15 protein-coding genes are annotated in these 19,011 nt (G+C 65.0%); 12 read left to right on the plus strand and 3 right to left on the minus strand.

What is annotated here, in order from left to right:
- Positions 1-19: 19 nt before the first annotated feature.
- A complete protein-coding gene (locus ACO6VM_RS23230; RefSeq protein WP_422403862.1) occupies positions 20-1,639 on the plus strand; it encodes a WG repeat-containing protein in 1,620 nt (539 codons plus the stop codon).
- Positions 1,640-1,698: 59 nt separating this feature from the next.
- Here the strand turns inward: ACO6VM_RS23230 and ACO6VM_RS23235 are convergent, their stop codons facing one another.
- A complete protein-coding gene (locus ACO6VM_RS23235; RefSeq protein WP_422403863.1) occupies positions 1,699-2,679 on the minus strand; it encodes a DUF1853 family protein in 981 nt (326 codons plus the stop codon).
- 44 nt (positions 2,680-2,723) lie between these two features.
- Between ACO6VM_RS23235 and ACO6VM_RS23240 the strand changes: the two genes are divergently transcribed.
- The 11 genes from ACO6VM_RS23240 to ACO6VM_RS23290 all read left to right on the plus strand — a co-directional run bounded on the left by ACO6VM_RS23240 (position 2,724) and on the right by ACO6VM_RS23290 (position 14,956).
- Entirely contained in the window at positions 2,724-3,614 is an 891-nt protein-coding gene (locus ACO6VM_RS23240; RefSeq protein ID WP_110995856.1) for an NAD(+) kinase, read from the plus strand.
- Positions 3,614-4,585, plus strand: coding sequence for a metallophosphoesterase (locus tag ACO6VM_RS23245; protein ID WP_125463276.1), 972 nt, complete (start codon positions 3,614-3,616; stop codon positions 4,583-4,585). The genes ACO6VM_RS23240 and ACO6VM_RS23245 overlap by 1 nt, the downstream gene beginning before the upstream one ends.
- Complete coding sequence (locus ACO6VM_RS23250) at positions 4,582-5,460, plus strand: rhomboid family intramembrane serine protease (protein WP_322359291.1); 879 nt, start codon at positions 4,582-4,584, stop codon at positions 5,458-5,460. Before ACO6VM_RS23245 ends, ACO6VM_RS23250 begins: the two co-directional genes overlap by 4 nt.
- A gap of 13 nt (positions 5,461-5,473) precedes the next feature.
- The gene (locus ACO6VM_RS23255; protein ID WP_110995859.1) at positions 5,474-5,734 is read left to right on the plus strand and encodes a YeaC family protein; all 261 of its coding nucleotides are present in this window, start codon (positions 5,474-5,476) and stop codon (positions 5,732-5,734) included.
- Positions 5,731-6,561: a DUF2797 domain-containing protein gene (locus ACO6VM_RS23260; protein WP_110995860.1), complete on the plus strand. Its 831-nt coding sequence runs from the start codon at positions 5,731-5,733 to the stop codon at positions 6,559-6,561. The genes ACO6VM_RS23255 and ACO6VM_RS23260 overlap by 4 nt, the downstream gene beginning before the upstream one ends.
- Positions 6,562-6,573: 12 nt before the next feature.
- Positions 6,574-9,231 (plus strand): aminopeptidase N, encoded by a 2,658-nt coding sequence (pepN, locus tag ACO6VM_RS23265; RefSeq protein ID WP_422403864.1) that lies wholly within the window; start codon positions 6,574-6,576, stop codon positions 9,229-9,231.
- A gap of 227 nt (positions 9,232-9,458) precedes the next feature.
- Positions 9,459-10,490 carry a WD40/YVTN/BNR-like repeat-containing protein gene (locus ACO6VM_RS23270; protein WP_422402772.1) on the plus strand — a complete coding sequence of 344 codons (1,032 nt, stop codon included), beginning with the start codon at positions 9,459-9,461 and terminating at the stop codon, positions 10,488-10,490.
- Positions 10,487-12,880, plus strand: a complete 2,394-nt coding sequence (locus ACO6VM_RS23275; RefSeq protein ID WP_125857933.1) for an efflux RND transporter permease subunit — start codon at positions 10,487-10,489, stop codon at positions 12,878-12,880. Before ACO6VM_RS23270 ends, ACO6VM_RS23275 begins: the two co-directional genes overlap by 4 nt.
- A gap of 183 nt (positions 12,881-13,063) precedes the next feature.
- Positions 13,064-13,354, plus strand: coding sequence for a DUF5629 family protein (locus ACO6VM_RS23280; RefSeq protein ID WP_401056802.1), 291 nt, complete (start codon positions 13,064-13,066; stop codon positions 13,352-13,354).
- Entirely contained in the window at positions 13,320-14,450 is a 1,131-nt protein-coding gene (locus ACO6VM_RS23285) for a lactonase family protein (protein WP_401056803.1), read from the plus strand. The genes ACO6VM_RS23280 and ACO6VM_RS23285 overlap by 35 nt, the downstream gene beginning before the upstream one ends.
- 329 nt (positions 14,451-14,779) lie before the next feature.
- Positions 14,780-14,956, plus strand: a complete 177-nt coding sequence (locus ACO6VM_RS23290) for a hypothetical protein (protein ID WP_167409860.1) — start codon at positions 14,780-14,782, stop codon at positions 14,954-14,956.
- 149 nt (positions 14,957-15,105) lie between these two features.
- Here ACO6VM_RS23290 and ACO6VM_RS23295 read toward each other — a convergent pair whose 3' ends face one another.
- Positions 15,106-15,699 (minus strand): glutathione S-transferase, encoded by a 594-nt coding sequence (locus ACO6VM_RS23295; RefSeq protein WP_401056804.1) that lies wholly within the window; start codon positions 15,697-15,699, stop codon positions 15,106-15,108.
- A partial coding sequence (locus ACO6VM_RS23300) for an SbcC/MukB-like Walker B domain-containing protein (RefSeq protein ID WP_422403865.1) occupies positions 15,696-19,011 on the minus strand: 3,316 nt, incomplete at its 5' end. The genes ACO6VM_RS23300 and ACO6VM_RS23295, both read right to left, overlap by 4 nt.

The raw sequence follows: 19,011 nt of genomic DNA on the forward strand, positions 1-19,011 counted from the left end.
CACAAGGATGATGTGTTCAATGAAACCCCTGATTACCGCCCCTCGGGCGGCGCTGTTCGCTTCCCTTTCCCTGCTGCTTGCCGGTTGTGAGCAAGCCCCGCCCGTCAAGACGCCGCCGGTTGCTCAGATGACCATTCCGCTGTGCGTCAACGACCAGTGCGCGGTACTGGATCAAAATGGCGCCTTCCGCGTTGGCCCCGACAACGACTACGACCTGATCTACACCCAGCCCTTCACCAATGCCTTCATCTTCGGCAAAGGCGACTACTGGAACCTGGCCAGTGGCGACGGCAAGCAGGTGCTGCGCGCCGAGCTCACCGATGAGGTCTTCCCCTTGACGCCGGGCCTGTTCGGCTTCGTGCGCGATGGCAAGTCCGGGGTGATGGACGAGCAGGGCAAGGAAGTCCTGCCGGCCGCGTTCGATAGCATCTATGTCGGTGGCGAGAATGACTTCATCGTCGTTGAGCTGGATGAGCGGCGCGGCATCCTTACGCCAAAGGGCGAGAAGGTCAGCGAAGCGGTGTTCGACTCGATGTACGTGCGCGACGATTTCGCCAAACGCGGCAACTGGGTGCTCGCCCAGAAAGGCAGTGAAAACTGGGGCTACAACCTGCAGACCAAGGTGCTGCGCAAGCTTGATTTCGACACCATTACCAGCGCGGCGGATGGTTTCCTGGTGGTCTCCCGCGAAGGGCAAACCGGTGTCGGCCTGGCCAATGCCGCAGGCGATCTGGTGATCCCGCTCGGTAAATACTGGATGGGCACCCCGGGCGCTGGCCTGGTGGGTTATCGCGATGGTTACGACAAACCCTGTGGTTACCTCGACTACCAAGGCAAGGTGATCATCGAGGCGCAATACCAGAGCTGCGAAACCTTCGGCAAGACCGGCGCCATGGTGCAGGTGCCACGCACCGAGGAAGATCGTGGCAAGGCCGGCATGATCGGCCACGACGGCAAGTGGCTGATCCAGCCCGAATACGATTCGGTCGGTGACGCAGGCCTGGGCCTGATGGGCATGAGCGGCCATCGCCCGGGCTTCAACCATATCGGCAAGCTGCAGAATGCCTTCCTGGCGACCTACGGCACCATCGACCTGGACCAGGGCAAAGTGCTGGTCCAGCCCACCTACCAGCAGATCGGCGTGATCACCCCCAAGCGCTTTGCCTTCACCGAACTGAAGTCGCCGCGCAAGACCGTGACGTTCCTCGGCATGCCGAGCGAGACCGCCACCGTGGGCCTGATGGACGAGCAGGGCAAGGTGCTGATCAAGCCTGAGCAGTTCGTGATGCTCAAGCTGTCGGCGGGCGGGCATTACCTGGTGGCTTCCGAGGGCAGCACTTCGGACGCTTCGCGGGCGCTGTACGACCTCGACGGCAAGCTGCTGGTGCCGGCCAAATGGCAAGACCTGCAGGTTGACGAAGCAAAGGGTGCGATCTTCGGCTACCGGGTCGAGGGCAATGGCGACGACGCCGTGCGAACCCTGCGTGCCCTGTACCGCCTGGACGGCACCGTGGTGTTCGACACCAACCGTCTGCCGTGCGGTGCGGAGCAGGTAGTGGATGGCAAAGGCAAGGTGCTGTGGCCGCAGGATGCCCAGGCACATTGCCCGGCGCCTGAGCCTGTGGCCGAGGCTTCCTGATCTTCCCTCGCGCCTGCCGGGCCTCTTCACGGGTTAGCCGCTGAAGGGGCCTGGGCTCATCACCCAGGCAGGTGTGGCCAGCTATCGGCCACCAGGAATACCCGCTCGACCTCTTCCCAGGCCCCGTCTGCCTGCTGCGCCATTCTGGCCAGCAGTTGCGCGGGTGCGTGGGCATCCAGCTCCCCCAGCCACGCCTGGAATTGCGCTGCACTCAAACAGTCACCTGGCGCCAGGCGTGCCGGTGCCAGCCAGGCATTGCGGGGCAGGGGCTGCCAGCGCTGCGCCGGGTCGTTGGCCCAGTCTCGCCGATGCAGCCAGCCGCCGCGCAGGTGTTCGGGGTTGCTGCCGGTGGGCGGTCGGGCTGCCGGGCCTGCCAAGGGATAGAACAGATAACCGCCCAGCCACAGGTGTGCCTGCAGCTTGTCCACGCCCAGCGCGTCGAGCACCTGACGACTGTGCGGGCCACTCGACATGGGCAACTGGTGGTGCGCCAGGTGCGCCAGTTTCTGTCCCAGCCGGTCATGACAGCCAGGCCCAAGCCAGTCGGCCGGATCGCTGCCCTCACCCGTACTGGGCCCCAGGTAAAGCTTGATTGCCAGCTCCAGGTGATGATCGCCTTCGCGGTCGCGCAGCAGGATGTCCAGCTCGCCGAGGGTGTGCCCGCCATCGCGGATCGCCAGGTTGGCCGCCAGCAGCTCGATGCCCGGCGCCTGGCGCAAGGCGAACTGCCACAGCGCTTCGTAGTACAGCCCCAGCCGACGGCTGCTCAGGCGTGCCAGCCCTTCGAGCAACGGCGCCGGGGCCTGGTCGAGTGCGCGCAGACAGTCGGCCAGGCGCGCCGGGTCGTCGGCCCAGGCGCTGGCGTGGAGCGGGTGGCGCTGTGGCTGCGGGGTGTCTTGCAGCAGGGGCGGCGACAGGATCGTCCAGGCCAGGTCGCGCACCGCGGGGTGGCGCAACTGGCGGGGCAGGGGGGCGAGGTCGGCGAAGGGCATCATCCCGCGAGCATAGCCGGTTTGCCGCTGCCCGGTGCTTTCGCCCATAATCCCGGCATAGTCACCCCGCCGCAGAGCCTTGCAGGAGCACCATGGAGCAATTTCGCAATATCGGTATCATCGGACGCCTTGGCAGCTCCCAGGTGCTCGACACCATTCGCCGACTGAAAAAATTCCTCCTCGAGCGCCACCTGCACGTGATCCTCGAGGACACCATCGCCGAAGTGCTGCCCGGCCACGGCCTGCAAACCTCCACCCGCAAGCTGCTGGGCGAGGTGTGCGACCTGGTCATCGTGGTCGGTGGCGACGGCAGCCTGCTTGGTGCCGCCCGCGCCCTGGCCCGGCACAACATCCCGGTGCTGGGCATCAACCGCGGCAACCTGGGTTTCCTCACCGATATCCGCCCAGATGAGCTGGAGCAGAAAGTCGCCGAAGTGCTCGACGGCCACTACCTGGTAGAGAACCGCTTCCTGCTGCAGGCCGAGGTACGCCGCCACCACGAGGCCATCGGCCAGGGCGATGCGCTCAACGACGTGGTGCTGCACCCGGGCAAATCGACGCGGATGATCGAGTTCGAGATCTACATCGACGGCCAGTTCGTCTGCAGCCAGAAGGCCGACGGCCTAATCGTCGCCACCCCCACCGGTTCCACGGCCTATGCGCTGTCCGCCGGCGGGCCGATCATGCACCCCAAGCTCGACGCCATCGTCATCGTGCCGATGTACCCGCACACGCTGTCGGGCCGGCCGATCGTGGTGGATGGCAACAGCGAGCTGAAGATCGTGGTGTCCAACGACCTGCAGATCTACCCGCAGGTCTCCTGTGATGGCCAGAACCACTTCACCTGCGCCCCCGGCGACACCATCACGGTGAGCAAGAAGCCGCAGAAGCTGCGCCTGATCCATCCGCTCGACCACAACTACTACGAGGTCTGCCGCACCAAGCTTGGCTGGGGCAGCCGCCTGGGGGGCAGGGACGACTGATGCTCGATCCGGCGCGCAGTTTCGACATCATCGGTGACGTGCACGGTTGTGCGCTCACCCTCGAGCGCCTGCTCGACGCCCTCGGTTACAAACGCATCGGCGGTGTCTGGCGGCACCCACGGCGCCAGGCGCTGTTCCTCGGCGATATCGTCGACCGCGGCCCGCGCATTCGCGAAGCGCTGCACATCGTCCACGACATGGTCGAGGCCGGCCAGGCCTTCTGCATCATGGGCAACCACGAATACAACGCCCTGGGCTGGGTCACGCCGGCCCTGCCGGGCAGTGGCAAGGCCTACGTGCGCGAGCACACGCCACGGCATGCCCGGCTGATCGACGAAACCCTCACCCAGTTCGCCCAGCACCCCGGCGACTGGCATGACTTCATCCAGTGGTTCTACGAGCTGCCGCTGTTCGTCGACGCCGGGCGTTTCCGCCTGGTGCACGCCTGCTGGGACCCGCAGTTGATCGAACCGCTGCGTAAGCAGTACCCCAACGGCTGCATCGACGAGCACTTCGTGCAGGCCTCGGCAGTGTCCGGCAGCTTCGCCGCTACCGTGTGCAATCGCCTGCTGCGCGGCACCGACATGCGCCTGCCGGACGGCCTGACGCTGACTGGCGGCGATGGCCTGACCCGCGCCTTCTTCCGCACCAAGTTCTGGGAAGAGGACCCGCAGACCTACGGCGATATCGTCTTCCAGCCCGACGCGTTGCCCGATGAGGTGGCGCGTGCGCCGCTCAGCCATCACCAGAAGAACGCCCTGTTGCGCTACACCGAGGATGAACCGCTGCTGTTCGTTGGCCACTACTGGCGCAGCGGCCGCCCGGCGCCGATCCGCGGCAACCTGGCCTGCCTGGACTACAGTGCCGTGCTGTACGGCAAGCTGGCCGCGTACCGGCTGGATGACGAAACCCGCATCGACCCGCACAAGTTCGTCTGGGTCGACGTCGAACGCCCACAGGCCAATCAATGAACGTGATCGAAGTGCTGCGCCTGCCGCTGGCGGTCGACCTCAGCGGTTTCGTCGCCCTGCTGCGGCGCCTGCAGGTGCCGCACCGGGTGGTCGAGGAGGGCGGGGAGCAGGTGCTGTGGGTGCCGCCGGCCATTGCCGAGGATGTTCGCGAGCTGTACACGCGCTACCCCGACGGCAATGCCGACCTGCAAGCCATCCCGGAGCCTGCGCAAGGCAGCTTGCCTGCGCCTGCGCCCTCCTTGAAAGAACAGGCCATCGCCTGCAAGGTCACCGCCAGCGTGCTGTTCCTGTGCCTGGTGGTCGCCGGCCTGACCGGCCTGGGCGACAACCTGACCACCATCGCCTGGTTCACCTTCCTGCCGTTCCAGGTGCAGGGCGAATACCTGTATTTCACCCCGCTGCTGCAGGCACTCGGCGAAGGCCAGTGGTGGCGCCTGGTATCGCCCATGCTGCTGCACTTCGGCGTACTGCACCTGGCGATGAACGGGATGTGGTACTGGGAGCTGGGTAAACGCATCGAACTGCGCCAGGGCCCGTGGATGCTGCTGTCTTTGACCCTGTTGTTCAGCCTGGTGTCCAACCTGGCCCAGCACTTCACCAGCGGGCCGAGCCTGTTCGGTGGCTTGTCCGGCGTGCTGTACGGCTTGCTCGGGCATGTCTGGCTGTACCAGAAGCTGGCGCCCAACCCGCAGTTCAGCCTGCCCCGGGGCGTGCTGGCGATGATGCTGATCTGGCTGCTGGTGTGCCTGAGCGGTGTGGTCGGCCAGCTCGGCTTCGGCCAGATCGCCAATGCCGCCCATGTCGGCGGGTTGCTCATCGGTTGCCTGACCGGCCTCTTGGGTGGATGGCTCGCCCGGCGTAAACTGTCCGCCTGACTGAGGAGACACCATGTCCACGTTCGCGCAAATGATCGAAAACATCACCCCCGAGATCTACGAAAGCCTGAAAACGGCCGTCGAAATCGGCAAATGGTCCGATGGCCGCAAGCTCACCGCCGAGCAGAAAGAACTGTCGCTGCAGGCCGTGATCGCCTGGGAAATCCAGAACCTGCCCGAAGACCAGCGCACCGGCTACATGGGCCCGCAAGAGTGCGCATCGAAGTCCGCGCCGATCGCCAACATCCTGTTCAAGTCGGACTCGGTACATTGATCGAACTCGCTCGTGGCTCTTTGAGCAAGATGGCGGTGCGTCTGGAAGCACCGGTCGTTCAATACAGTTTCCGCCTGGACGACACCCAGGTGCCGGTGAACCCGCTGATCGGTCAGTCGATCCGCCTGGAGTACCTCGGCGCCATCCACTGCACCCACTGCGGCAAGCGCACCAAGACCAGCTTCAGCCAGGGTTACTGCTACCCCTGCATGACCAAGCTGGCTCAGTGCGACGTGTGCATCATGGCCCCGGAACGCTGCCACTACGACGCCGGCACCTGCCGTGAGCCGTCGTGGGGCGAGCAGTTCTGCATGACCGACCACGTGGTGTACCTGGCCAACTCGTCGGGCATCAAGGTCGGCATCACCCGTGCCACCCAGCTGCCCACCCGCTGGCTCGACCAGGGCGCCAGCCAGGCGCTGCCGATCATGCGCGTGGCCACCCGGCAACAGTCCGGGCTGGTCGAAGATATCCTGCGCAGCCAGGTGCCGGACCGCACCAACTGGCGTGCATTGCTCAAGGGCGATGCCGAGGTGCTCGACCTGGTGGCCATCCGCGAACAGATTTTCGACGCCTGCGCCGACGGTATCCGTGGGCTGCAGGAGCGCTTTGGCCTGCAGGCCATCCAGCCGCTGCCCGACGCCGAGGTGGTGCAGATGCGCTACCCGGTCGAGGCTTACCCGAAAAAGATCGTCAGCTTCAACCTCGACAAGGACCCGGTCGTGGAAGGCACGCTGCTGGGCATCAAGGGCCAGTACCTGATCTTCGACACCGGCGTGATCAACATTCGCAAGTACACGGCCTATCAACTGGCCGTGCTCCAGTAAAGGATCGTCACCATGCGTACCGAACAACCGCAAGTGATCTACCTCAAGGACTATCAGGCCCCCGAGTACCTGATCGACGAGACGCACCTGACCTTCGAGCTGTTCGAGGACCACACGCTGGTGCACGCGCAACTGGTCATGCACCGCAACCCCGCGCGTGGCGCGGGCTTGCCGCCACTGGTGCTCGACGGCCAGCAGCTGGAGTTGCTGCGCGCCTCGCTGGATGACCAGGAACTGCAAGCGGGCGACTACCAAGTCGACGACAGCAGCCTGACCCTGCAGCCGAAAACCGAGCGCTTCACCCTCGACACCAGCGTGAAGATCCACCCGGAAAGCAACACCGCGCTGGAAGGCCTGTACAAGTCCGGCAAGATGTTCTGCACCCAGTGCGAGGCCGAGGGCTTCCGCAAGATCACCTACTACCTCGACCGCCCGGACGTGATGAGCGTCTTCACCACCACGGTGATCGCCGAGCAGCATCGCTACCCGGTGCTGCTGTCCAACGGCAACCCGGTCGGCAGCGGACCGGCCGAAGACGGCCGCCACTGGGCCACCTGGGAAGACCCGTTCAAGAAGCCGGCGTACCTGTTCGCCCTGGTGGCGGGTGACTTGTGGTGTGTCGAGAGTGAATTCACCCGTCAGTCCGGCCGTGACGTGACCCTGCGTATCTATGTCGAGGAAGAGAACCTCGACAAGTGCGACCACGCCATGGTCAGCCTGAAGAAGTCCATGCGCTGGGACGAAGAGGTCTACGGCCGTGAATACGACCTGGACATCTTCATGATCGTCGCGGTCAACGACTTCAACATGGGCGCCATGGAAAACAAGGGCCTGAACATCTTCAACTCCAGCTGTGTGCTGGCCCGTGCCGAGACCGCCACCGACGCCGCCCACCAGCGCGTCGAAGGCGTGGTCGCCCACGAGTACTTCCACAACTGGTCGGGCAACCGCGTGACCTGCCGCGACTGGTTCCAGCTGTCGCTCAAGGAAGGCTTCACGGTGTACCGTGATGCCGAGTTCAGCGCCGACATGAACTCGCGCACGGTCAAGCGCATCGAGGACGTCGCCTACCTGCGCACCCATCAGTTCGCCGAAGACGCCGGCCCCATGGCCCACCCGATCCGCCCGGACAGCTTCATCGAGATCTCCAACTTCTACACCCTGACGGTGTACGAGAAGGGCGCCGAGGTGGTCGGCATGGTCCACACCCTGCTGGGGGCCGAGGGCTTCCGCAAAGGCAGCGACCTGTATTTCGAGCGCCATGACGGCCAGGCGGTGACCACCGACGACTTCATCAAGGCCATGGAAGACGCCAACGGCGTCGACCTGAGCCAGTTCAAGCGCTGGTACAGCCAGGCCGGCACCCCGCGCCTGGAAGTCAGCGAGGCTTACGATGCCGCTGCGCAGCGCTACAGCCTGACCTTCCGCCAGAGCTGCCCGCCGACCCCGGACAAGGTCGAGAAGTTGCCGTTCGTGATCCCGGTGGCACTGGGCCTGCTGGACGCCGAAGGCAATGACCTGCCGCTGCGCCTGGCCGGCGAAAGCGCCGCCAGCGGCACCAGCCGCGTGCTGTCGGTGACCGAAGCCGAGCAGACCTTCACCTTCGAAGGTATCGCCAGCCAGCCGCTGCCCTCGTTGCTGCGTGGCTTCAGCGCCCCGGTCAAGCTGAGCTTCCCCTACGACCGCGACCAGCTGATGTTCCTCATGCAGCACGACAGCGACGGCTTCAACCGCTGGGAAGCGGGGCAGCAGTTGGCGGTACAGGTGCTGCAGGAACTGATCGGCCAGCACCAGCGTGGCGAAGCGCTCACGCTTGATCAGCGCTTGATCAGCGCGCTGGGCACTGTGGTCGGCAATGAGTCGCTGGACCCTGCCATGGTCGCCGAGATGCTCTCGCTGCCGGGCGAGGCCTACCTCACCGAGATCAGCCAGGTGGCCGATGTGGACGCCATCCACGCTGCCCGCGAGTTTGCCCGCCAGCAGATCGCCGCGCAGTTGTTCGACGCCCTGTGGGCCCGTTACCAGGCCAACCGCGAAGTGTCGCGCAAGACCCCTTACGTCGCCTCTGCCGAGCACTTCGCGCGCCGCAGCCTGCAGAACATTGCGTTGTCGTACCTGATGTTGAGCGGCAAGCCGCAGGTTGTGGAAGCGACCCTGGAGCAGTTCGAACAGTGCGACAACATGACCGAGCGCCTCACCGCCCTGGCAGTGCTGGTCAACTCGCCGTTCGAGGCTGAGCGGGCCAAGGCCCTGGAAACCTTCGCCGAGCACTTCAAGGACAACCCGCTGGTCATGGACCAGTGGTTCAGCGTGCAGGCGGCAAGTGCCTTGCCGGGCGGGCTGGCGCGGGTCAAGGCGCTGATGCAGCACCCGGCCTTCACCCTGAAGAACCCGAACAAGGTGCGGGCACTGGTCGGTGCTTTCGCCGGGCAGAACCTGGTCAACTTCCATGCCGCTGACGGTTCGGGCTATCGCTTCCTGGCGGACCTGGTGATCGAACTCAATGCACTGAACCCGCAGATCGCTTCGCGCCAATTGGCGCCGCTGACCCGCTGGCGCAAGTATGACGATAAACGTCAGGCGTTGATGAAGGGTGAGCTGGAGCGGATTCTGGCTTCGGGCGCGCTGTCCAGTGATGTGTATGAGGTGGTGAGCAAGAGCCTGGCGTAATCCTGGTTCTGCTCTATCGCGGGGCAAGCCCGCTCCCACGGTGATCGGCGTGGGAGCGGGCTTGCCCCGCGATGTTTTTGCCGGTTAACAAAACATAACGTCCCGCTCGTTGTTTTCTGTCGGATTACCCCGATAGGATGGCCCGAAGCTATTCCAGGGCTCTGGAACAGGGTTTCTCGGCACCTGGCAATAGATTGACCCAGCACAAGAACACAAAAGGGGCAGTCATGAGAGAGCGGATCACGGCACGGGGCCGGTACGGCGCCTGGCCATTGGCGGCCAGCGCGATGCTGGCGCTGGCACTGGCGGCATGGGCGGGCAGCGTCGATGCGGCGGTAGCCGCCGAGGAATACTCGGTCGAGTCGGCCAAGGCCAGCCAGAGCCTGTTGATCGGTGCCACCCACGCAGGCAAGCGCCTGGTGGTGGTCGGCGATCGCGGCCATATCCTGTTCTCCGACGACCAGGGCAAGACCTGGACTCAGGCCCGGGTACCCACCCGGCAACTGCTCACCGCCGTGTTCTTCCTCGATGACAAGCGCGGCTGGGCCGTTGGCCATGATGCGCAGATCCTCGCCAGCAGCGACGGCGGCGCGACCTGGAGCAAGCAGTTCGAAGACCGCTCCCGCGAAGCCCCGCTGCTCGATGTGCGCATGCTCGACCCGCAACAGGGTTTTGCCGTTGGCGCCTATGGCTCGGTGCTCGAAACCCTCGACGGTGGCCAGCACTGGCAAGACGTCGGCGAGCGCCTGGACAACCCCGATCAATTGCACCTCAACGCCATCACCTTGGTGAAAGGCGCCGGCCTGTTCATCGTTGGCGAGCAGGGCAGCATGTTCCGCTCCAGCGACAACGGCCAGAGCTGGTCGAAAGTCGAAAGCCCCTACGAGGGCTCGTTGTTCGGCGTGATCGGTACCGCCCAGCCCAACACCCTGCTGGCCTACGGCCTGCGCGGCAACTTGTTCCGTTCCACCGATTTCGGGGACAGCTGGCAGCCGATCGAGCTTCGGGCCGAGCGTGGCCCGCTCGAATTCGGCCTGGCAAGCGCTACGCTTCTCGAGGACGGCAGCGTGGTACTGGTCGGTAACGGCGGCAGCGTGCTGCGCAGCCACGACGACGGGCAGAGCTTCAGCGTGCGCAACCGCGCCGACCGCGTCGCTTTGGCCGGGGTCAGCGGCCTCGCCGGCGGCGGCCTGCTGCTGGTAGGGCAGGGCGGTGTGCACCTGGCATCGGCCGACGGCACCCAGGAGGTGCGCCCATGACCAGCCGGGAGAGCTTCGACATGCAGCACAAGGACAAGGCCACCCTGCTGGAACGCCTGATCTTCAACAACCGCCCCATGGTCATCGCCATCTGCGTGCTGGTGAGCCTGTTCCTGTTCTGGCAGGCCACGCAGATCCGCCCGTCCACCAGTTTCGAAAAGATGATCCCGCTGCAGCACCCCTTCATCGAGCAGATGATGGAGCACCGCAACGACCTGGCCAACCTCGGCAACACCGTGCGCATCTCGGTCGAGGCGGTCAACGGCGACATCTTCGACAAGGACTACATGGAAACGCTGCGGCAGATCCATGACGAGGTGTTCTACATCCCCGGCGTCGACCGCGCCGGCCTCAAGTCGTTGTGGAGCCCCAGCGTGCGCTGGAGCGAAGTCACCGAAGAGGGCTTCTCCGGCGGCGAGGTGATCCCCAATACCTACAACGGCTCGCAGGGCAGCCTCGACACCCTGCGCGACAACGTGCTCAAGTCGGGCCAGGTCGGGCGCCTGGTGGCCAACAACTTCAAGTCCAGCATCGTCGACATTCCGTTGCTGGAGAGCTTCCCCGACCCCCAGGACCCGGGCAAGCAGGTCAAGCTCGACTACCAGCAGTTCTCCCATCAGCTGGAAGAAAAGATCCGCGACAAGTTCCAGGCGCAGAACCCCAACGTCAAGATCCACATCGTCGGCTTCGCCAAGAAGGTCGGTGACCTGATCGACGGCCTGGTGATGGTGGCGATGTTCTTCGGCATCGCGCTGGTGATCACCTGGGCGCTGCTGTACTGGTTCACCTGGTGCATCCGCAGCACCATCGCCGTGCTGATCACCACCCTGGTGGCGGTGGTCTGGCAGTTGGGGCTTATGCATGCGGTGGGCTTCGGGCTCGATCCGTATTCGATGCTCGTGCCGTTCCTGATCTTCGCCATCGGCATCTCCCACGGGGTGCAGAAGATCAACGGCATCGCCTTGCAGTCCAGTGACGCCGACAATGCCCTGACCGCAGCCCGGCGTACTTTCCGCCAGTTGTTCCTGCCGGGGATGATCGCCATCCTGGCCGACGCCGTGGGCTTCATCACCCTGCTGATCATCGATATCGGGGTGATTCGCGAGCTGGCCATCGGCGCCTCGATCGGCGTGGCGGTGATCGTCTTCACCAACCTGATCCTGCTGCCCGTGGCCATCAGCTATGTCGGCATCAGCCAGAAGGCCATTGCCCGCAGCAAGAAGGACGCTACCCGCGAGCATCCGTTCTGGCGCCTGCTGGCCAACTTCGCCAGCCCCAAGGTGGCGCCGGTGTCCATCGTGCTGGCACTGCTGGCCTTCGCCGGCGGCCTCTGGTACAGCCAGAACCTGAAGATCGGCGACCTCGACCAGGGTGCCCCGGAACTGCGCCCCGACTCGCGCTACAACCAGGACAACCGCTTCATCATCAGCAACTACTCGACCAGTTCCGACGTGCTGGTGATCATGGTCAAGACCCCGGCCGAGAGCTGCTCGATCCACTCGACCATGGCGCCCATCGACGAGTTGATGTGGACCATGGACAACACCCCGGGCGTGCAATCGACCATCTCCCTGGTGACCGTGTCCAAACAGGTCATCAAGGGCATGAACGAGGGCAGCCTGAAGTGGGAGACGCTGTCGCGCAACCCGGGCATCCTCAACAACTCCATCGCCCGTGCCGACGGCCTGTACAACGGCGACTGCTCGCTGGCACCGGTGCTGGTGTTCCTCAACGACCACAAGGCCGAAACCCTGGAGCGGGTCACCGCCGCGGCCAAGGCCTTTGCCGACAGCCACAACAAGGACGGCCTGCAGTTCCTCCTGGCGGCGGGTAACGCCGGTATCGAGGCAGCGACCAACGAAGTGATCAAGTCGGCCGAGCTGACCATCCTGATCCTGGTCTACCTGTGCGTGGCGGTGATGTGCATGATCACCTTCCGCTCCTTCGCCGCCACCCTGTGCATCGTGCTGCCGCTGGTGCTCACCTCGGTGCTGGGCAACGCGCTGATGGCGTTCATGGGCATTGGCGTGAAGGTCGCCACGCTGCCGGTGGTTGCGCTGGGTGTGGGGATCGGCGTGGACTACGGCATCTACATCTACAGCCGTCTGGAAAGCTTCCTGCGCGCAGGCCTGCCACTGCAGGAGGCCTACTACCAGACGCTGCGCTCCACCGGCAAGGCGGTGCTGTTCACCGGCCTGTGCCTGGCCATCGGCGTGTGCACCTGGATCTTCTCGGCCATCAAGTTCCAGGCCGACATGGGCCTCATGCTGACCTTCATGCTGCTGTGGAACATGTTCGGTGCACTGTGGCTGCTGCCGGCGCTGGCGCGGTTCCTGATCAAGCCGGAGAAGCTGGCGGGCAAGGAGGGCGGGTCGATCTTCGCCCATTGACGTATGTGGGAGCGGGCTTGCCCCGCGATGGCGGTCGGTCAGGCGGTGATGATGCCCAGGCTGACGTCATCGCGGGGCAAGCCCGCTCCCACGTTCGGCGTGGCAGTTGATGGCTGGCAAGCCGACAGCCTGTGCGGTGGCTCCGGAGGATATAATGGCCACCTTTTCTGCCCTGGTGACCCCATGACTACCCTCGCCACCACCCTCGCAGCCTGCGACATGCTGCTGATCGACGGCCTGCACGCCTTCGACTTCACCTTCGACGAAACCGGCCTTGTGATCGAGTGCATGGACGGCCGCCAGCTGCGCCGCTGGACCTTCACCCCCGAGCAAGTCGCCGCGGCCACTGGCGCGGGCGACGACTGGCAGCTGGCCTCTGCCGAGGGCGAGCATCGTCTAGTCTGTATGAGTGCTTTCAGAGCCCCGGATGAAGAAGACGATGAATCGGACGTGGACGAGCCTGCTGACCGCTAGCCTCATGACCCTTGCAATCAATGCCAACGCCGCCACCTTGCTGGTGGGCAGCTACACCGATGGCCCCAGCCAGGGCATCTACCGCTACGGTTTTGACGAGCGCAACGGCCACATCGATGCCAAGCCCCAGCAAGTGGTCAAGGCGGTCAGCCCGTCATGGCTGGTGCTGTCCGCCGACCAGCGCTTGCTGTTCGCGGTCAACGAGACTGCGCAAGGCCATGCCAGCAGCTTTTCGCTGAGCAGCAAGGGCGAGATCAAACCGCTGAACCAGGTACCCAGCCAGGGCGACGAGCCGACCCACGCCAGCCTCAGCCACGACCAGCGCTACCTGTTTGTTGCCAACTACGCCGTCGCCCCCAACCCCGGCGGCAGCCTGGTGGTGATCCCGGTGGCGAAGGACGGCAAGCTCAAAGCGGTGGTGCAGCAGGCGCGGCATGCGCCGAGCAAGGTCAACCCCGAGCGCCAGGCCGGTGCCCATGTGCATTCGCTGGTGCTGTCGCCCGATGGTCGCCACCTGTACGCCTGCGACCTGGGCGCGGACAAGGTGTTCATCTACCGCTACGACGGCGCCAGCCCCGAACACCCGCTGAGCCCGGCGATCCCGCCAGCGGTCGACCTGCCGCCGGGCAGCGGGCCGCGGCATCTGCTGTTCGACGCCAAGGGCAAGCACGCCTACCTGACCCTGGAAATGAGCGCCGAAGTGGTGGTTTTCGATGCCCAGGATGGCGCGCTCACCGAGCGCCAGCGCTTGCCGCTGACCGACCTCAAGGACCCCGCCGCCAAAGCCGCCGGCGGGCTGCACTTGTCGGCGGACGGCCGTTTCCTTTACGTCAGCAACCGTGGCACGGCCAATGAGATCGTGGTGTATGAGGTGGGCAAGAACGACGGCCAGCTGACCCTGCTGCAGCGCCGCTCGGTGGAGGGCGATCATCCCCGGGAGTTCACCCTCGACCCCAGTGGCGACTTCCTGCTGGTAGCCAACCAGAAGAGCAACCAGATCGTGGTCATGCACCGCGATCCGCGCAAGGGCACCCTGGGCCAGACCGTACAGAAGTTCGACCAGCCGGCGCCGTCGGACCTCAAGTTCCTCGAGTGATAAGTCTTGCTTGTGGGGGCAACTGTCTTGCTCGCCATTCAAACAGCTGCGCGATTTCTGTGGGAGCGGGTTTACCCGCGAACACGGGCAAAGCCCGTGCCAGGCACCTAGGTTCATCTTCGCGGGTAAATCGCAGCGGCGAACCGCCGCTCCCACAGGTAGAGTGCAGGTCTTGAGTTCGGCGCGGTCAGGTGGGAGCAGGCTACTATCGATCCAAGTGATATTCGCTACTGCCGCAATGAATTTCAGCAGGCGCCCCCATCGGCGTAAGTTTTGACCCAAGGCCCCGACGGGCCAACGTCAAACCACCGAAGTCGAGGTCCGCCCACATGAACTTCAATCTCTTCTCGCTCATCGCCGCTTCCGCCATCTCCGCCTCGGTCGTGCTGCCAGCACACGCGCAGGCCGAACACAGCAGCAAGCCGTCCACTACCCACAGCTACACCGACAAATACCTGCAACAGAGCGCGCATTTCCACGCCGCCCTGAGCAAGCACTCCAATTGAGTGTGTAAAGCCATTGGTAATAGCACAACGCCATGTGATTTAATTTGACGCTAAATTTTTGACTCTCCAAGGGGCAGAGCATGATGTGGCGTATCACGGCGGTAGTGCTGTTGCTGATGTCGGCGCCGATCCTGGCGCTTTGAGGTGCCTTACCTGGCCATGATGGCCTTGAACAGGTCCGATTCCAGCCAGCCCTGCAACCAGCTCCGCACCCGCGGATAAGCCGCCTCGGCGAACCACTCAGGTTCGACCCCGGCAAACTGGCGCATCAAGGGCAGCAAAGCGGCATCGGCCAGGCTCGGGTGCTCGGCCAGCAGGTAGGGCCTGCCTTCGAGCAGGCTTTCCAGCTCCACCAGCCACGCCTCGGCCTGTTGCCGGTAATGCTCCCGGGAATGCTCGGGGTAGCGCTCGGCATATTTGTACAGGTTCACCTGGGCCTTGAACGTGCTGTCGTTACGCGCGATCAGCGCATCGGCCCGTTGTGCCGCCGCTGGGTCGGCCAGCAGACGCCAGTCCTCGGGGTCATGCCGGGCAAGGGCCCAGCGCATGATATCCAGGCTCTCTTCCAGCACCCCATCGCCGGTATCGAGCACCGGCACCGTGCCTTTGGGCGACAGTGCCAGCAGCTCGGCCGGCTTGTTCTTCATCGCCACCTCGACAATCGCCACCGGGCACTGCGCATAGCGCAGGGCCAGGCGCGCACGCATGGCCCAGGGGCAGCGGCGGAACGAGTAGAGGATCACCCGCTCACCTCGACATCGCTCAGGCCGTTACCTTGGCGACGCACCTGGATCTGCACCGGGATGCGCTCGTGCATTTCCTGTACGTGGGAGATCACCGCCACCTTGCGGCCCTGGGCTTGCAGGCCGTCGAGGGCATCCATGGCCAGTTGCAGCGACTCGGGGTCGAGGCTGCCGAAGCCCTCGTCGATGAACAGCGATTCGATGCGCAAGGTACTGGAAGCCATCGAGGCCAGGCCCAGGGCCAGTGCCAGCGAGACCAGGAAGGTTTCGCCGCCCGACAGCGAATGCACCGAACGCAGTTCGTCACCCATCTCGGTGTCCAGCACCAGCAGGCCCAGGGCACTGCCGCCGCGCTTGAGGCGATAGCGCCGGGCCAGCTGACGCAGCTGGCTGTTGGCGTGATGCAGCAGCAGGTCGAGGTTGTAGCCTTGGGCGATCTTGCGGAACACATCGCCCGAGGCGGAGCCTATCAAGGCGCTCAGGCGTGCCCAGCGTTGCCACTGCTGATAGGCCTGGTCGATCTGCTCGGCCAGGGCCTGGTGTGCCTGCTGGCGGCGTTGATCGTCGGCCTGCTGGGCGCGCAGTTCGGCGCATTGCTGCTCCTGGGCGACCAACTGCTGTTGCAGCTCGGCGAGGCTCTGCTCCAGCGCTTCGACCGGCAGTTCGCCTTGGGCTTGGGCAGCATGTTGCTGCAGGCGCTGCTCGCGCTCCTGCAACAGCACCCGGCCTTGCTCGATGGCTTTTTCCGCCGCCTGCAACTGTTGGCGCAGCTCACCGAGCTGGGCGTCGTCGATGGCCAGCAGGCGGTCGAGGCCGGCGTCGTCCAGTTCGGGGTGACTGCTGCGCCATTGGGCGATTGCGCCCTGCAGTTGCTGGTGCTCGTGCTCCAGGGCCTGCTGGCGCTGGCTGTTGGCGTTGAGTTCAGCGGCCAGTTGCACGCCCTGGGTACGCAATGCCTGCAAGCGCTGGGCAGTGTCGGCGTCGGCGGCGCGAGCCTGTTCCAGCTGCGCTTCCATATGTTGCTGCCAGGCTTCGGCACTGGCCTGCTCGCCGAGCAGCTCGCCAAGGGTGGCCTGGGCCTGCTGGCGCTGTGCGTCCAGTGCGGCGATTTTCTCCAGCAGTTGCTGCTGATTGTGCTGCCGGGCCTGTTGCTGGTCGCGCAGCTTGTCCAGCTGCTGCTGGCGGGCCTGTTGTTCTTCCTGTTCGTCCTTGCGCTGGTCGAGTTGCTGGCGGCGCAGGGCAATCTGCTGGTCAAGGCCGAGGAAAGCCTGGGCCGGGTCGTCGCGCAGGGCCTGGAGAATGTCCTGGGGCAGCACGCTGGCCAGGTCGTTCAGGCCCTGCTCCAGCTGCTGCTGGTCGGCAGCCAGGGCTTGGTGTTGCTGGTCGAGGTGGCGCTGGGCCTGCTGCTGGGCCTCGCTGGCAGCCTGTAGCTGCTGGGTGAGGCGAGCGGCGTCCTTTTGCAAGGCGAGCAGGGCGCCCTGGCGTTTCTCGTCGCGGTCGATCTCGTCGCCCAGGCGGCGCAACTGGCTGTCGAGCCAGGCGCTGCGAGCCTTGTCATCCTGGGGCGCGAGCGCCGGCCACAGGGCATGGGCCTGAACCTGCTCGAGCAACGGCTGTAGCTGTTCGCCCAGCGTGAGCTGTTGCTGTTGATAATCCTTGAGCTGGGCGTTGACCACGCCCAACTCGGTACGCAGTTCCACCAGCCTGGCGTTGAGGTGTTCGACGTGTTTCTGCGCTGCCTCCTCCTCGGCCTGGTCGTGGCGGCCCAGGCTGTGCAACAAGGCTTCTGGCTGGTGGAACGGGTGCTCGGCGCTGCCGCATACCGGGCACGGCTCGCCATCGCGCAGCTGGGCGCGCAGTTCTTCGACGCTGGTGTTGCGCGCCAGGCGCTGGCGATCAAGCAACTGGCGGGTCAGTGTCAGGGCCTGCTCGGCGCTTTCCAGCTCGCTCTTGGCCGCGGTGCCTGCGCCGATCAGTTGCTGGCGCTGCTGCATGGCCTGCTGCTGGCGATCGCGCAGGGCGTCGATCGCCTGGCGCAGTTCCAGCTCACGGCCATGCAGGCGGGCAAGTTCCTCGACGGCGCGCTGCTGCTTGCGGTTGTCCTGGAGCATGCCGCCGAGCAGGTCGATCTGCTCGGCCAGTGCATGGGGTTCGGCCCCGGCTTCGCGGAACAGCATCTCGAAGTTGTCGCGCTGGGTTTGCAGCTGGGCATTGGCCTGGCTCACCTGGGCCTGCAGGCCGGGCAGCTCCTCGCGGCCCTTGGCCAGCCGGCCGCCGATCAGCATCACTTGCTTCAATTGCGGCAGATAGGCCTGCCAGGCGTTGGCCAGGCTACCCAGGTGTTCACTGTCGGTCAGTGCCGCATCGATCTGCGCCAGTTGCTGCTGGCTGCGCAGCTGGTTTTCCTGCAACTGCTGCAGGTGTTGCTCAGCGTCGCTGACTTCCTGCGCAGCCTGCTGGCAGGCTGCGCGTTGTTCGCCCAGCTCTTTGTCGAGGCGGGCCAGGTCGCCCTGGGCGGCGAATGCCTGGCGCAGGCGCGGGGCGTTATCGCTGTGCTGGGCCTGATGCTGGGCCAGGGCCTGGCGCGCCGTTTCCAGTGCCTGCTCGAGTTCGCTGGTGCGGCTATGCAGTTCGCCTTGTTGGCGCTGCTGTTCGGCAATCGCCACGGCCAGCGGCGCCAACTGCCCGGCCAGATCCTGCTGGCGATGGAACTGGTGACGCTGCGGTGCAAGGCGTTCCAGGCGCTGCAGGTCGAGGCGTGGTTCGGCCAGTTGTTGCCAGTTGTGCTCGGCGGCTTGCAAGGCTGCATGGGCTTCGCCGTGCTGGGCTTGCAGCTGGCGTTGTTCGTCGAACCAGACGCGCTGCTGTTCCAGCTGGCGCTGGCGGGCCTGGTCGGCCTTGAACTGCTGCTGGGCCTGCTCCAGTTGCTGGTCGAGCAGGGCGCGGGCGTCGCTTGCCATCGGCAGCAGGTGCTCGGCCTGCTTCTTCAGGTCGTTGTGGCGTTCGCCGGTTTCCCGCGCCTTGCTGAAGGCGCGCTGGCCGAGGCGGGTGTAGATCGCCGTGTTGGTGAGCTTTTCCAGCAGCTCGCTGCGCTCTTTGTCGTCGGCCTTGAGGAAGGCGCCGAACTCGCTCTGGGCCAGCATTACCGCGCGGGTGAACTGTTCGAAGTTCAGCCCCAGGCGCGCTTCGATCAGCTGCTTGTATTCGTTCTTGCCGCTGCCAAGCAGCTGTTCGCTGTCCAGGTCGTACAGGCTCTGGCGGCTGTTCTGCAGCTTGCCATTGGCTTTCTCGCGGGCGCGGTTGGCTTCCCAG

Source organism: Pseudomonas sp. GZD-209 (assembly GCF_049310485.1).
Lineage (GTDB): Bacteria > Pseudomonadota > Gammaproteobacteria > Pseudomonadales > Pseudomonadaceae > Aquipseudomonas > Aquipseudomonas sichuanensis.

Excerpts from the sequence above, each read along its gene's own strand:
- ACO6VM_RS23230 (WP_422403862.1), top strand. The coding sequence starts at position 20 with ATGAAACCCCTGATTACCGCCCCTCGGGCGGCGCTGTTCGCTTCCCTT.
- ACO6VM_RS23235 (WP_422403863.1), bottom strand. The coding sequence starts at position 2,679 with ATGGGCGAAAGCACCGGGCAGCGGCAAACCGGCTATGCTCGCGGGATG.
- ACO6VM_RS23240 (WP_110995856.1), top strand. The coding sequence starts at position 2,724 with ATGGAGCAATTTCGCAATATCGGTATCATCGGACGCCTTGGCAGCTCC.
- ACO6VM_RS23245 (WP_125463276.1), top strand. The coding sequence starts at position 3,614 with ATGCTCGATCCGGCGCGCAGTTTCGACATCATCGGTGACGTGCACGGT.
- ACO6VM_RS23250 (WP_322359291.1), top strand. The coding sequence starts at position 4,582 with ATGAACGTGATCGAAGTGCTGCGCCTGCCGCTGGCGGTCGACCTCAGC.
- ACO6VM_RS23255 (WP_110995859.1), top strand. The coding sequence starts at position 5,474 with ATGTCCACGTTCGCGCAAATGATCGAAAACATCACCCCCGAGATCTAC.
- pepN (WP_422403864.1), top strand. The coding sequence starts at position 6,574 with ATGCGTACCGAACAACCGCAAGTGATCTACCTCAAGGACTATCAGGCC.
- ACO6VM_RS23270 (WP_422402772.1), top strand. The coding sequence starts at position 9,459 with ATGAGAGAGCGGATCACGGCACGGGGCCGGTACGGCGCCTGGCCATTG.
- ACO6VM_RS23275 (WP_125857933.1), top strand. The coding sequence starts at position 10,487 with ATGACCAGCCGGGAGAGCTTCGACATGCAGCACAAGGACAAGGCCACC.
- ACO6VM_RS23280 (WP_401056802.1), top strand. The coding sequence starts at position 13,064 with ATGACTACCCTCGCCACCACCCTCGCAGCCTGCGACATGCTGCTGATC.
- ACO6VM_RS23285 (WP_401056803.1), top strand. The coding sequence starts at position 13,320 with ATGAATCGGACGTGGACGAGCCTGCTGACCGCTAGCCTCATGACCCTT.
- ACO6VM_RS23290 (WP_167409860.1), top strand. The coding sequence starts at position 14,780 with ATGAACTTCAATCTCTTCTCGCTCATCGCCGCTTCCGCCATCTCCGCC.